Source organism: Aeromonas sp. LsrichE-8G (assembly GCF_022869435.1).
GTDB classification, from domain to species: domain Bacteria; phylum Pseudomonadota; class Gammaproteobacteria; order Enterobacterales; family Aeromonadaceae; genus Aeromonas; species Aeromonas caviae.
This window is the reverse complement of record NZ_JALIHH010000046.1, coordinates 120,677-132,371: the sequence shown is the minus strand read 5'-3', so window position 1 is coordinate 132,371 and position 11,695 is coordinate 120,677. Positions and strand designations below refer to the sequence as shown.

General features: G+C 60.3%; 11 protein-coding genes, 2 tRNA genes, 1 pseudogene and 1 riboswitch. Of the genes and pseudogenes, 7 read left to right on the top strand and 7 right to left on the bottom strand.

The window, feature by feature from the left end; all coding sequences use genetic code 11:
* The 3 genes and pseudogenes from MUW49_RS10130 to katG all read left to right on the top strand — a co-directional run.
* Positions 1–162, top strand: a pseudogene (locus MUW49_RS10130) (IS3 family transposase); the annotation flags it as partial.
* A gap of 308 nt (positions 163–470) precedes the next feature.
* Positions 471–546 (top strand) — tRNA-His (locus MUW49_RS10125).
* 520 nt (positions 547–1,066) lie between these two features.
* Positions 1,067–3,241: a catalase/peroxidase HPI gene (katG, locus tag MUW49_RS10120; RefSeq protein WP_244812675.1), complete on the top strand. Its 2,175-nt coding sequence runs from the start codon at positions 1,067–1,069 to the stop codon at positions 3,239–3,241.
* A gap of 100 nt (positions 3,242–3,341) precedes the next feature.
* On the opposite strand, the gene MUW49_RS10115 is transcribed toward katG, so the two are convergent.
* The 3 genes from MUW49_RS10115 to MUW49_RS10105 form a co-directional block, all read right to left on the bottom strand.
* Entirely contained in the window at positions 3,342–4,106 is a 765-nt protein-coding gene (locus MUW49_RS10115; protein WP_244812674.1) for a DeoR/GlpR family DNA-binding transcription regulator, read from the bottom strand.
* A 52-nt stretch (positions 4,107–4,158) separates the two neighbouring features.
* On the bottom strand, positions 4,159–4,296 hold the full coding sequence (locus tag MUW49_RS10110; RefSeq protein WP_201957194.1) for an HAD hydrolase family protein: 138 nt from the start codon (positions 4,294–4,296) through the stop codon (positions 4,159–4,161).
* An 89-nt stretch (positions 4,297–4,385) separates the two neighbouring features.
* Positions 4,386–4,778, bottom strand: a complete 393-nt coding sequence (locus tag MUW49_RS10105; protein WP_201957196.1) for a hypothetical protein — start codon at positions 4,776–4,778, stop codon at positions 4,386–4,388.
* Positions 4,779–5,049: 271 nt separating this feature from the next.
* On the opposite strand from MUW49_RS10105, the gene MUW49_RS10100 reads away from it, so the two are divergent.
* Positions 5,050–5,376, top strand: coding sequence for a hypothetical protein (locus MUW49_RS10100; RefSeq protein WP_201957198.1), 327 nt, complete (start codon positions 5,050–5,052; stop codon positions 5,374–5,376).
* A 31-nt stretch (positions 5,377–5,407) separates the two neighbouring features.
* Positions 5,408–5,878 carry a phosphoribosyltransferase family protein gene (locus MUW49_RS10095; RefSeq protein ID WP_319899208.1) on the top strand — a complete coding sequence of 157 codons (471 nt, stop codon included), beginning with the start codon at positions 5,408–5,410 and terminating at the stop codon, positions 5,876–5,878.
* 215 nt (positions 5,879–6,093) lie between these two features.
* On the opposite strand, the gene MUW49_RS10090 is transcribed toward MUW49_RS10095, so the two are convergent.
* Both MUW49_RS10090 and MUW49_RS10085 read right to left on the bottom strand, forming a co-directional pair.
* Positions 6,094–6,181, bottom strand: a tRNA-Ser gene (locus MUW49_RS10090).
* 247 nt (positions 6,182–6,428) lie between these two features.
* Positions 6,429–6,884 carry a YbjN domain-containing protein gene (locus MUW49_RS10085; protein ID WP_160839247.1) on the bottom strand — a complete coding sequence of 152 codons (456 nt, stop codon included), beginning with the start codon at positions 6,882–6,884 and terminating at the stop codon, positions 6,429–6,431.
* Positions 6,885–7,039: 155 nt separating this feature from the next.
* On the opposite strand from MUW49_RS10085, the gene MUW49_RS10080 reads away from it, so the two are divergent.
* Positions 7,040–8,377: a flavohemoglobin expression-modulating QEGLA motif protein gene (locus MUW49_RS10080; protein WP_183149861.1), complete on the top strand. Its 1,338-nt coding sequence runs from the start codon at positions 7,040–7,042 to the stop codon at positions 8,375–8,377.
* Positions 8,378–8,447: 70 nt separating this feature from the next.
* Here MUW49_RS10080 and MUW49_RS10075 read toward each other — a convergent pair whose 3' ends face one another.
* Together MUW49_RS10075 and MUW49_RS10070 are read right to left on the bottom strand one after the other, a co-directional pair.
* Positions 8,448–9,029 carry a thymidine kinase gene (locus MUW49_RS10075; RefSeq protein ID WP_010674989.1) on the bottom strand — a complete coding sequence of 194 codons (582 nt, stop codon included), beginning with the start codon at positions 9,027–9,029 and terminating at the stop codon, positions 8,448–8,450.
* A gap of 85 nt (positions 9,030–9,114) precedes the next feature.
* On the bottom strand, positions 9,115–10,695 hold the full coding sequence (locus MUW49_RS10070) for a Na+/H+ antiporter NhaC family protein (protein WP_244812672.1): 1,581 nt from the start codon (positions 10,693–10,695) through the stop codon (positions 9,115–9,117).
* Positions 10,696–10,782: 87 nt separating this feature from the next.
* Positions 10,783–10,954: riboswitch (Lysine riboswitch) on the bottom strand.
* A gap of 317 nt (positions 10,955–11,271) precedes the next feature.
* On the opposite strand from MUW49_RS10070, the gene MUW49_RS10065 reads away from it, so the two are divergent.
* A complete protein-coding gene (locus MUW49_RS10065) occupies positions 11,272–11,670 on the top strand; it encodes an H-NS family nucleoid-associated regulatory protein (RefSeq protein WP_041215041.1) in 399 nt (132 codons plus the stop codon).
* Positions 11,671–11,695 lie beyond the last annotated feature (25 nt).

Genomic DNA, 11,695 nt, shown 5'->3' with positions numbered 1-11,695 from the left:
AAAGCCCTGCTGGCGAAACGGGATGCTGTGTACCAGGCCGCCCGAGCACAACACCCAGCGAGGTGGAGTGGCAAGACGCGAGACTGGACACCTATCGGTGCCGTGATGCTAAATCCGGAGCGGCCCGAGAAACCCGAGCCGGAGCAGAAAGAGGCTGCTTAAAACAGCTTTGCGCGACAACTATCTTGAAAAACGCCGCATTTTAGATCAAAAAAACAACTAAAAATGCAGAAACCTGAAGTGCTAATTTTGGCAACATAAAATTTCCTCAGCTAACCTAGACAGACTTAAAGGCAATAAGACATTGATTTTAAAGTATTATATTTATTTGATGTTTGACGTATTCTGATGACATTTTAACTCTATTAACAGGTACGGCCTTCTAAGCCGTGGGTCGCAGGTTCGAATCCTGCAGGGCGCGCCATCGATACAGATGAGTTTGATTGCTGTATCGAAGGCAGATTTCAGTGGTGGCTGTAGCTCAGTTGGTAGAGTCCCGGATTGTGATTCCGGTTGTCGTGGGTTCGAGCCCCATCAGCCACCCCATTATTCCCCTCCAGGCTGGGATCAGCCTGATGAGACAGCCGCATGCTGTCTGTTTGGACCGGCCACTGGCCGGTCTTTTTGTTTCTGCGCCGTCCGCTTTTTGGCGCAACGCCCCCACCCCATCCTCTGGCGCTCGGCGCCCTGCTCAGGACGCAATCCAGACCGCCGTCACAAAAATGGGGTTTTCTGCCCCGCTCAAGAGACGCCCTCCCCATGCCATGACCCAGCGCAAGTCCAGGTCTGATCCCTCGTGTTATGGATAAAAAGATTGATAACACAGCTGCCAGGGCGCTCCTTCCTTCTCTTATCCCTTGTAGAGGAGCAGCCAAATTCGATGGCACCGATTCATCTTTTCGTAATACGGTCATCCCATCCTTAATCAATTAGCTGAAATATAAGGAGTTATTGATACCCCCCGATGCCGGTCCAAGGCCCAACCTGTCACATGCCCCGCCGGTTGCAGGAAAAGTTCCCATACTGAGTTGTCTGCATTGCACATGACTGCCAAGGAGAGACAGAGATGAGTGAAGAAAGCAAATGCCCCTTCAACCACACCGCCGGCGTCGGCAGAACCAATCGAGATTGGTGGCCGAACCAGTTGCGGCTGGATCTGCTGCATCAGCATTCCCCCGGCGCCGATCCCATGGACAAGGACTTTGACTACGCCAAGGCCTTCGCGAGCCTGGATTACAAGGCACTCAAGAAAGATCTGGTCAAGCTGATGACGGATTCCCAGGAGTGGTGGCCGGCGGACTTCGGTCACTACGGCCCCCAGTTCATCCGCATGACCTGGCATGCTGCGGGCACCTATCGCACCACCGACGGTCGCGGTGGCGGCGGCCGTGGCCAACAGCGCTTCGCCCCCCTCAACAGCTGGCCTGACAACGTCAACATCGACAAGTCCCGCCGCCTGCTCTGGCCCATCAAGCAGAAATACGGCAACAAGATCTCCTGGGCCGATCTGCTGATCCTCGCCGGCAACGTCGCCCTGGAGACCATGGGTTTTCGCACCTTCGGCTTTGGCGGTGGGCGGCCAGACGTGTGGGAGCCGGATCAGGACGTCAACTGGGGGGATGAAATTGCCTGGCTCGGGGTCGATCCCGATCGGGTCAAGGGCGATCGCGAGCTTACGGCCCCCTTCGGTGCCACCCACATGGGCCTCATCTACGTCAACCCGGAAGGGCCCAACGCCAGCGGTGACTACATGGAGGCTGCCAAGGACATCCGTTCCACCTTCGGTCGCATGGCCATGAACGATGAAGAGACGGTCGCCCTTATCGCGGGCGGCCACACCTTCGGCAAGGCCCACGGCGCAGCGCCCGAATCCCACAAGGGGCCAGAGCCGGAAGCCGCGCCTCTGGAGGCCCAGGGCCTCGGCTGGATGAGCGACTTCGGCAGCGGCCATGGCAAGGATACCGTCTCGAGCGGGCTCGAAGTAACCTGGACCAAGACACCGGCCCTGTGGAGCAACAACTTCTTTGAAAACCTGTTCAACTACGAGTGGGAGCTGACCACGTCGCCAGCCGGCGCCAAGCAGTGGGTGGCCAAGGATGCACCGGAGATCATTCCCGATGCGCACATCCCGGGCAAGTTCCACAAGCCGACCATGCTCACTACCGACCTGACCCTGCGCTTTGACCCCGAGTTTGGCAAGATCTCCCGCCACTTCTACGAGGATCCGCAGGCCTTCGCCGATGCCTTCGCCCGCGCCTGGTTCAAGCTGACCCACCGTGACATGGGCCCCATCGCCCGCTACCTGGGGCCGGAGGTACCCAAAGAGGAGCTGATCTGGCAAGACCCCATCCCCGCCGTCAATCATCCCCTGATCGATGACAAGGACGTGGCCCTGCTCAAGGAGCAGATCCTGGCGGCCTCCCTGTCCGTGGCCGAGCTGGTGTCGACCGCCTGGGCCTCCGCGTCCACCTTCCGTGGCTCTGACAAACGCGGTGGCGCCAACGGTGCCCGCATCCGGCTCGCCCCGCAAAAGGATTGGGCCGTGAACCAGCCTGCCCAGCTTGCGAAAGTGCTTCAGGCCCTCGACGGGATACAGCAGACCTTCAACGCTTCCGCCACCGGCGGCAAGCGGGTCTCCCTCGCCGATCTCATCGTGCTGGCGGGCGGCGTGGGGGTCGAGCAGGCCTCGAAGAGAGCCGGTGTCGCCGTGACCGTGCCCTTCACTCCGGGCCGGATGGATGCCTCCCAGGCCCAGACCGATGTGGACTCCTTCGCGGTGCTCGAGCCCCTCGCAGATGGATTTCGCAACTACGCGGGCGAGTGCGCGGGCTTCGCGGAGACCATGCTGATCGACAAGGCGCAGCTACTCACCCTGAGTGCCCCCGAGATGACGGTACTGGTGGGCGGCATGCGGGTGCTCGGCACCAACGCGGGCAACTGCCACGGGGTCTTTACCGCCGCCCCGGGCACCCTCTCCAACGACTTCTTCGTCAACCTGCTCGACATGGGCACGGAGTGGAAGCCAGCGGCGGGCAGCCCGGGAGTCTATGAAGGCCGTGATCGCCAGAGCGGCAAGGTGAAGTGGACCGGAACCCGGGTCGATCTGGTGTTCGGTTCCAACTCCCAGCTTCGCGCCCTGGCGGAGGTCTACGCCAGTGCGGATGCCAAGGAGAAGTTCGTGAAGGACTTCGTGGCGGCCTGGACCAAGGTGATGAACCTGGATCGCTTCGACCTCGCCTGATGACGCTGGCAGGCGCCCCGTTCCCAACGCCCCGCTAACGGGGCGTTTTTTATGGGCCGCTTCCAGCCCCCGGCCTCTCCCCGCTCTTCTCGCGGCGGCATCAGCCGGCGGTGATCACGGTGCAGCCCTCCCCTTCGAGCGTCTTGACCAGGACCGGATCCTGCCGGGTGCAGATCAGGTAGTCGAGATCCGCGGCGTGCAGGAAGGGGTAGGAGGCCAGGGACTCCAGCTTGTCGTCATTGCACAGCACCGCCAGCGAGCCGCAACGCTCCACGACCCGGCGCTTGAACTCGCTGTCCTGGTAATGCACGGCGCTGAAGCCGAGATCCGAGGACCAGGCGCAGCCCCCCAGAAAGCCGAGGTCGAAGCGGAACTTGTTGATGCCCTCGGCCGCCGTGATGTCGACGGCCCCGCCGACCAGCGGATCCTGCTCGCCACCGATGAGGATGGTCCTGATGCCGGGTCTCTCCAGCAGCCGGCAGGCGATGGCCGGGCTGTTGGTCACCACCGTCAGGCCCTGGTGTTCCGGCATGAGGGAGGCCAGCAGCAGGTGGGTGCTGCTGGCATCCAGGAAGATCAGCTGGTTCGGTTTGACCAGGCTCAGGGCGGCCATGGCCAGGGCCTGCTTCTGCGCCACATGCTGGGTACTGCGCTCGGTCAGGGTCCCCGTCTGGGGCGACAGGGAGATGGCGCCACCGTGGATGCGCTTGCAGCGCCCCTCATCAGCCAGATAGCGCAGATCCCGCCTGATGGTCGCCTCCGTGGTGCCCAGCGGCTCCGCCAGCTCCGCCGCCATCACTTTGTGGTGCGCGGCCAGCAGATCCAGAATGAGGAGCCGTCGCTCCTCCGGTGAATACTTGTCCATGGTGTTCCCTTGTAATGGCCGGGCGATCATCGCCCGGCCCGCCTCACGCCCCCTACCGCTGCAGTGCGAGCAGTTGCAAGATGGTGTGCATGGCGGCGTCCTCATCGTTCGAGCGGGTGATGAAATGGGCGGCGTCCTTGGTCTCGTCGTGGCCATTGCGCATGGCGAAACTGAAGTCGGCGCACGCCATCAGCCCGAGTCGTTGAGCCCGTCGCCAAAGACCAGGGTCTCATGGCGACCGGCGCCGACCAGCTGCTGCAACCTGGCCACCGTTGTCCCCTAGTGCACGCCGGCATTGGCGATGTCTATCCACTGCTTGTCGGACGCCACTATGTAGGCCTCGTCATCACACTCGCCAAGCTGGCCCCGCAGATCCAGGCAGCGGCCCTGCTTGTCATAGAGGGTGATCTTCACAACGTCCGCGGTGATGTCGCCAAAATCGGCGACCGTCTGCACCTGGGTGTAGGAGCGACGCACCAAGGCTTTCAGATGATCCGGCACCTCCTCCCGGATCGCCGCGCAGGCCGCCGTGCAGGCGATGACGATATGCTCGCCCGGCAGACGCTCCAACCGACGGATGATGGCCAGGCCCAGGGCGTTACCCAGCAGCGCCTCGACCCGGTCGACCTGTTTTCCCGTGCAGGGCGCAAAATGTATCCCCTGCTGCGCCATGGCGGCAACCACCTCGGCGAACAGGGCTCGGTTGTCATCCCCCTGCTATATGAGGCAGGTGCCGTCCATGTCCGTGATGATGAGTTTGATCATGCTGTTACCTCGGATGTATGCATGCTGATCGCGGTCATCATATCGCAACAATGAACACACACAAACAAAAACAAGATCATTTTTGTTCATGTGAGATCGAAACGATCATAGCATGACCTCCTCGCTCGGAGGATCCCAGGCACAGCCCCTTACTTCGACTGTCATCCAAGGAGACCCCATGTTGTCCACACTCTCCAGTCGGCGGCCCCGGCACGAGCGGCTCGCCACCCGAGCCACCTTCTTCTGCTCGGGCTTTGCCACGGCGGCCTGGGCCTCCATCATCCCCTTAGCCAAACTGAACGCCCAGATAAGCGACGCCACCCTGGGCTATGTCGGGGTGCTCTCCAGCCCCGCCCTGGTCGGCTTTGTCGTCGACGCCTTCGGTCTGCCGGCTGCCCTCCATGGCGTCGTTTTGCTGACGGTGCTGGCCCTGCTCCTCAGCAGAGGCGTGGGGCTGGCACCCCGGGCCACCCCTCTTTCTACAACCTGTCAGGAGCTGCCATGAGAAACCCTGTTTTCGGCGACGTGGCGAGGACATTGCGCTCGGCGTCGAGGTCATCGCCAAACGGCTCAACGAGCGATTCACGGAGGCGGTGGTGATCACCGTGGTGCCGGGCGGCATGCTGTTTACCGCCGATGTCGTCAGGGCGCTGCGCTTTGATGTCGCCATGGACTACATCTCCTGCCCCCACACTCCGGGGGAACGCCACAATGCCTCTCCCATCGTCTTTCACAACAATGTCGGCATCCAGGGCAGAGACGTCATCCTGATGGACGACGCCATCGAATCGGGGGGTACCATGAGGCGGCTGGTCGCGCACCTGCAGGCGTTCGCGCCACGTTCCCTGTCCATCGCGACCCTGTTTGTCAAACCAGGGCGCGTGGCTATCCCTGCCGAGCAGTTTTATGCCTATGAAATGACGAGCGATGACCTGCTGGTGGGCTACGGCCTGCCCTGGGAGCACAAGTACCGGAATATCCCCTATGTCTCCAGGTTGAAGAGATAACGGGACGGGACAAGGTTAGGGAGCGATAAACCGATCAGGATAAACCTGACAGCAAGGGAGGCATTGACCAGACTACATCCCGGTGTCGCCCGGTGTACGGCCTATGCCACTCCAGCAGGGCTAGTCCACCCGCCTGTCGATACCGGGTAGAGACCAGATTCCGGTTACCGGAAAAACAAAAGGCCCCGTCTTGCGACGGGGCCTTTTGTTTTATTTGGCGGTGAGGGAGGGATTCGAACCCTCGATACGTTGCCGTATACACACTTTCCAGGCGTGCTCCTTCAGCCACTCGGACACCTCACCAAATTTTACTGCTTGAAGTGGCTTTCGGAGCACGCTGTGCGTGCATCTTGCCCACTTCGTCGGTGGGCAGCCTCTCGGATACCGCACCAAATTTTTGTCTGTGGTTTAACGTGTTCAGCCAACACGATGTTCGCTACGCCGTTGCGCTGGAACGGGGCGTAATTTAGGGGAAAGCCCCGCCGCCGTCAACGGCTTTTTAGCCGCAGCGAACCGTTCGCACATTAAACGCACAGTTCAGGTGCTGAAGTCAGTGAACGGATTCCGGTGCGACCTGGATTTCCGGCAGATTGAGGAAGCCAAGGCGTTCACATTCGGAAACCACTTCATGGGTGGCTGCCGTGGTGCTTTCAACGAACAGCAGGAACTGCTCGACGGTGAGACCCGCCTTGGTAAAGACGGTGTGACCCACAACGAGGCGTGGCAGGTTGTCATCGATGATGTCGAGGAACACCTTGAGGGACGGATATTGCATGTTGAGACGACCCAGTTCGGCCACCAGGGGCAGCAGCGATGAGGGGCGCACCTCCAGCTCGGATGAGAACAGCAGCCCTTCCTCTTCCACGAAGATCCGGCTCTCCTGGATGCCCTCGACGGACTGCAGGGAGACCATGTGGATGCCATGACACTGATCGCACACATAGTGCTCGATCCGGGCCTGTTGCAACCAACGCATTATCATTTCAGAGCTGGGGATATTCATCATTTTCACGACGCGGTAGAGATCAAGGGGCGCAGTCTAAACCAATTTTCAGACAACCAAAAGCACACAGGCCGGATCCCCGTCGTCTCGCTTCTTTTTGACAGGCCCTGTGCCTATACTCAGCCATTCTCGTAGCGCACTCGCCTCCAAAGAGCCCGATGACCATCCAAGAAAAGTATCGCCTGCACCTCAAATCCCTCTCGGATGAACTGCTCGCCCTGCAAAAACCCATCCGCATCCTGGATGCCATCAAATGGCCCCGTCACCTGCAAAGCGACTTTCTGGCAAGTGGCGGCAAGGCACTGCCCGCCATCGACAGGCACTTCTATGAATCCCTCCCCCTGGGGTTCGATCCCCGCAACAAGTACCTTGAGCTCAAGGAGTTGAGGGACAGGATCCGCCGGCACCTCGGCCCTCAGGACGATCTCGGCCGGATCCTGCAAGAGACGGTGGATCAGTACATGGTGGTCATCGAGATGCTGCGCCAGCGCGGGCAGCCTGACTTCCAGCGCTACAGCCAGCGGCTCTACGGCTCGGCAAGCGATCACCTGCGCGGGGATCGCAAGACCCTGAAGGAGCTGGGGGCCAGATTGTGCGACATCTTCTCCCTGCCCGGCGCCCGCCACCTGGTGCGCCCCTACCCCAAGGAGTTCGAGGGGGAAGTCGCGGTGGCGAGGTTGCAAGGCAAGCTGTCTAGCTACTTCAGCGACGGCACAGTCCAGGTCAAGCTCAGCGATGGCATCGTCTCCGATGCCGCCGCCGGTGGGGATTACATCAAGCTCAACTCCCACGCCCGTTTCTCGGAACTCGATCTGCAGGTGCTAGAGGTACACGAAGGCTGGGTTCACGTCGGCACCACCCTCAACGGCCGTCAGCAATCTTACGCCACCTGGCTCGGCGCCGGCTCGCCCCGCATCACCGCCTGTCAGGAGGGGCTGGCGGTACTCATCGAGACCCTCACCTTCAGCTCCTTCCCGGACAGGGCCAAGCGCATCTCGGATCGGGTCATGGCCATCGACATGGCGGAGCGTGGCGCCGATTTCATCGAGGTGTTCCGCCACTTCGTGGCCAAAGGGGCCAGCGAGCACGACGCCTACAAGATCACCCAGCGGGTGTTTCGCGGAGGCATGGTCGAAGGGGGCGCCTGCTTTACCAAGGATCTCTCCTATGTGAAGGGCTATGTGGAGACGGTGAACTTCATTCGCAGCGCCGTGCTGGAGGGGGTGCCGGAGATCCTGCCCATGCTGTTCGTCGGCAAGGTGACCCTGGACGACATCCCCGTGCTCTATCAGCACTATCTGGAGGGGCTCATCGACGCCCCTCGCTACCTCCCTCCCATGTTTCGCGACCTCACCGGGCTCTACGTCTGGTTCGGCTTCGCCTCCGGCATGTCCCTGGTGGACATAGGCCGGGTACAGCAGCATTTTCGCCAGCTCTTCCACCGCCTGCCGGCGGCAGACCCCATCATCGCCCCTGTGGACATCGAGATCGACTGACCTCCACAGACAAAGAGGGCGCCAGATAGGCGCCCTCTTTGGTGTCCAGGCTGCACGAGCCAGCCACGGGTTACTTGAAGGCACGTCCTTCCAGATAGTGCTTGCGGCAGAGCGACACATAGCGATCGTTGCCGCCGATCTCCACCTGCTCACCGTCGCGCATCACCTGCCCCGCCTCGTTGACCCGCGAGTTCATGTGGGCCTTGTTGCCGCACCAGCAGATGCTTTTTAGCTCCTCGAACTTGTCCGCCAGACAGAGCAGGTGGTAGGAGCCGGGAAACAGTTCGCCGCGAAAATCGGTCTTGAGACCATAGGCGATCACCGGAATGTCCTGCTCGTCGACGATGCGGGCAAGCTGGTAGACCTGCTCACGGGTCAGGAACTGCGCCTCGTCAACGATGAAGACATCGATGTGCCGCTTTGCGTGACGCGCCTTGACCATCTCGAAGAGATCGCAGCTGTCGCTGAACACCTCCACTTTCAGCTCAAGGCCGACCCTGGCACTGATGACACCGGCACCGAAGCGATCGTCGATGGCGGGCGTCATGGCCAGCGGATACATGCCACGCTCCAGATAGTTGAAGTGGGCCTGGATGAGCTGGGTCGATTTGCCTGAGTTCATGGTGGCAAATTTGTAGTGCAGTGAAGCCATGATGGGGTTCCGAAACGGGAGTGATGGGGCGCATGCTAACCAAAGCCCCTGCCAAAACCAAGGGGCCCGCAGGCCCCTTGTTCTCTTATGCGACTGCCACGGCGCTATACGCCCGGGCATTGCGCAAATGGTAACCGGAGAAGATCAGGAACCAGAGCCCGCTCACGGTGAAACCGGCCAGCGCGGAGTGCATCAGCCCCATCACCAGGTAGCCGAGCGCAGCGCCAAAGGCGATGGCCAGGGCATAGGGCAGTTGGGTCATCACGTGATCGATGTGATGGCAACCGGCCCCGGTGGCAGACAGGATGCTGGTGCTGGAGATGGGGGAGCTGTGATCCCCGAACACGGACCCTGCCAGTACAGCGGCCAGCATGGGCAGCATCAGACTGATGTCGCTGGCGGCCGCCATGTCGCCGGCGAGCGGCAGCATGATGCCGAAGGTGCCCCAGCTGGTGCCGGTGGCAAACGCCATGGCGCAGGAGAGCACGAAGACCACGGCGGGCAGCACTTCCACCGGCAGATTGCCATTGGCCAGGGAGGCCAGGTATTTGCCGGTTTCCACATCGCGCACCACGGCGCCGATGGTCCAGGCGAACAGCAGGATGTTGATGGCGGGCAGCATGGCCATGATCCCCTGCGGAGCCGCCTTCATCCAGTTGCTTGCCCCGAGCTTGAGGCGCATGGCCAGACCGATGGAGACCACCAGGCTGCACAGGGCACCATAGACCAAGGAGGAGCCGACATTGGTGTTCTCGAAGGAGCCGAGCACACTGAACGGCAGCCCCTTGTCGGCCAGCACCGCAGCCCCGGAGTCAATCATGAAATAGACGGTGGCCAGGGTCAGGGTCAGGATGGGCAGCACCATGTCAATCATGCCGCCATTGCTCTCCTCCGGGCTCTCCATGTCGAGCCCGATGGGGCGCCCCTTGGACTCGTCCCACAGCTTGCCCTCCAGTGCCCACTGCTCATGCTGGCGCATGGGGCCGATGTCGAGCTGGAAGGCGATCACCACCAGCACCATGATCAGGGTGAACACCGCATAGAGGTTCATGGGGATCATTTCGACGAAGGCGGAGATGGGGCTCTGGTCGGTCAGACCATGAGCCGCCATGATGCCGCCGACGAGGGCGATGATGTAGGCCCCCCAGGAGGAGATCGGCATCAGCACGCAAACCGGCGCGGCGGTGGAGTCCAGCAGATAAGCCAGCTTGGCGCGGGAGATCTGGAAGCGATCGGTCACCGGACGGCAGATGGCCCCCACCGACAGGCTGTGGAAGAAGTCGTCGATGAAGAAGGCGAACACCATCAGACCGGTCAGGGACTTGGCACCCTTGCGGGTCTTGGCGCGGCGCTCCGCCCACTCGGCAAACGCCCGAGTCGCACCGGAGACGCTCATCAGGCTGATGAGGCCGCCCAGCAGCAACATGAAGAGGATCATGTTGACGTTGTCACGATTGAGCGCACCGTCGACCCAGAAGATCCTGAGCACGGTATCGAGCATGTAATGCAGGGAAGCAAGGGGAGAAAACTGGTTGAGCAGCAGGCTGCCTGCGACTATGCCCACCCCCAGCGACACCAGGACGCGGCGGGTGATGATCGCCAGCGCAACGGCCAGCAGGGGGGGAACGACGGACCAACCGGAGTCGGCGTAATGAACGATGTCCATGATCTCTTTGCACCTAAAGACAACAGGTGGAGATCTACCGAGAGGATCAAAGAAACAAAACCCATGGGGAGGGTATACTCCTCAGCCCCTTCAGGTAGCGCTCCATAGTGGATGACTATGGCAGTCCTGCACCTATTAGATGCAGAACCAGCAACCCGGTATGATGGCCTGGTCACTTCGGCGCCGACTCCTTTCATCGAGCATCGCAGGCATCACCCTCCGCTCGGTTACTCATAGGCAGCGCGCCTCTACTTAAAGGTATTCGCGGCACATTTTATCGAGCCGCCGGGTGATAGCAAGTTTTTTGATTAAATTTCAAGGTTTCTGAGGCACCCACATCTTCAAAGATAGTCAAATGGTTCATCAAAGACTCCACTGGCGATATTTTCATCTGACACGAGTCCATTCGAAGATGTTGGCCCGTCAAACGGATAAAAATATCCTTAATATCTATTTCAAGACTTAATTTATCAGCCTAATTAATTATTTTGGCAGGCTTGACTTGGTACCAATCACCCCTATAAATTATCGAAAAACCAGTTCTTCCCTTAATATTTTGCTCGCGTGGTAGCCAATATGAACGAATTTCTGAAAGTGCTGTTGAATATCCGTAGCCTGCGTGCAGCTTGCCGCGATTTGACGCTGGAACAACTGGAAGAAGGCTTGGAAAAGCTCTCCGCCATCGTCGATGAACGTCGGCAAGATGAATCCGCCGAACGCCAGGCCCGTGAAGAACATCAAAAGAAAATTGCCGAATATGCCGAAATGCTGAAGGCCGCAGGGATCGATCCCGCCGAATTGGTCAACACCGTGGTGCCCGAGAATACCAAGGTCAGCAAACGTGCGCCCCGCCCCGCCAAATATCGTTATCTTGACAATGGCGTGGAAAAAACCTGGACCGGTCAGGGCCGCATGCCCTCGGTCATTGCCAAGGCCGTTGCCGAAGGCAAATCCGTGGAAGCCTTTGCCATCTGACTGCAATATCAGGCCCCTTTCCACA

Coding starts and splice junctions, on each gene's coding strand:
- MUW49_RS10070 (WP_244812672.1), bottom strand. CDS start 10,695: ATGGACATCGTTCATTACGCCGACTCCGGTTGGTCCGTCGTTCCCCCC.
- MUW49_RS10115 (WP_244812674.1), bottom strand. CDS start 4,106: ATGGACAAGTATTCACCGGAGGAGCGACGGCTCCTCATTCTGGATCTG.
- MUW49_RS10100 (WP_201957198.1), top strand. CDS start 5,050: ATGTTGTCCACACTCTCCAGTCGGCGGCCCCGGCACGAGCGGCTCGCC.
- MUW49_RS10080 (WP_183149861.1), top strand. CDS start 7,040: ATGACCATCCAAGAAAAGTATCGCCTGCACCTCAAATCCCTCTCGGAT.
- MUW49_RS10110 (WP_201957194.1), bottom strand. CDS start 4,296: ATGGCGTGCGCCGACTTCAGTTTCGCCATGCGCAATGGCCACGACGAG.
- MUW49_RS10065 (WP_041215041.1), top strand. CDS start 11,272: ATGAACGAATTTCTGAAAGTGCTGTTGAATATCCGTAGCCTGCGTGCA.
- MUW49_RS10105 (WP_201957196.1), bottom strand. CDS start 4,778: ATGGCGCAGCAGGGGATACATTTTGCGCCCTGCACGGGAAAACAGGTC.
- MUW49_RS10075 (WP_010674989.1), bottom strand. CDS start 9,029: ATGGCTTCACTGCACTACAAATTTGCCACCATGAACTCAGGCAAATCG.
- MUW49_RS10085 (WP_160839247.1), bottom strand. CDS start 6,884: ATGATGAATATCCCCAGCTCTGAAATGATAATGCGTTGGTTGCAACAG.
- katG (WP_244812675.1), top strand. CDS start 1,067: ATGAGTGAAGAAAGCAAATGCCCCTTCAACCACACCGCCGGCGTCGGC.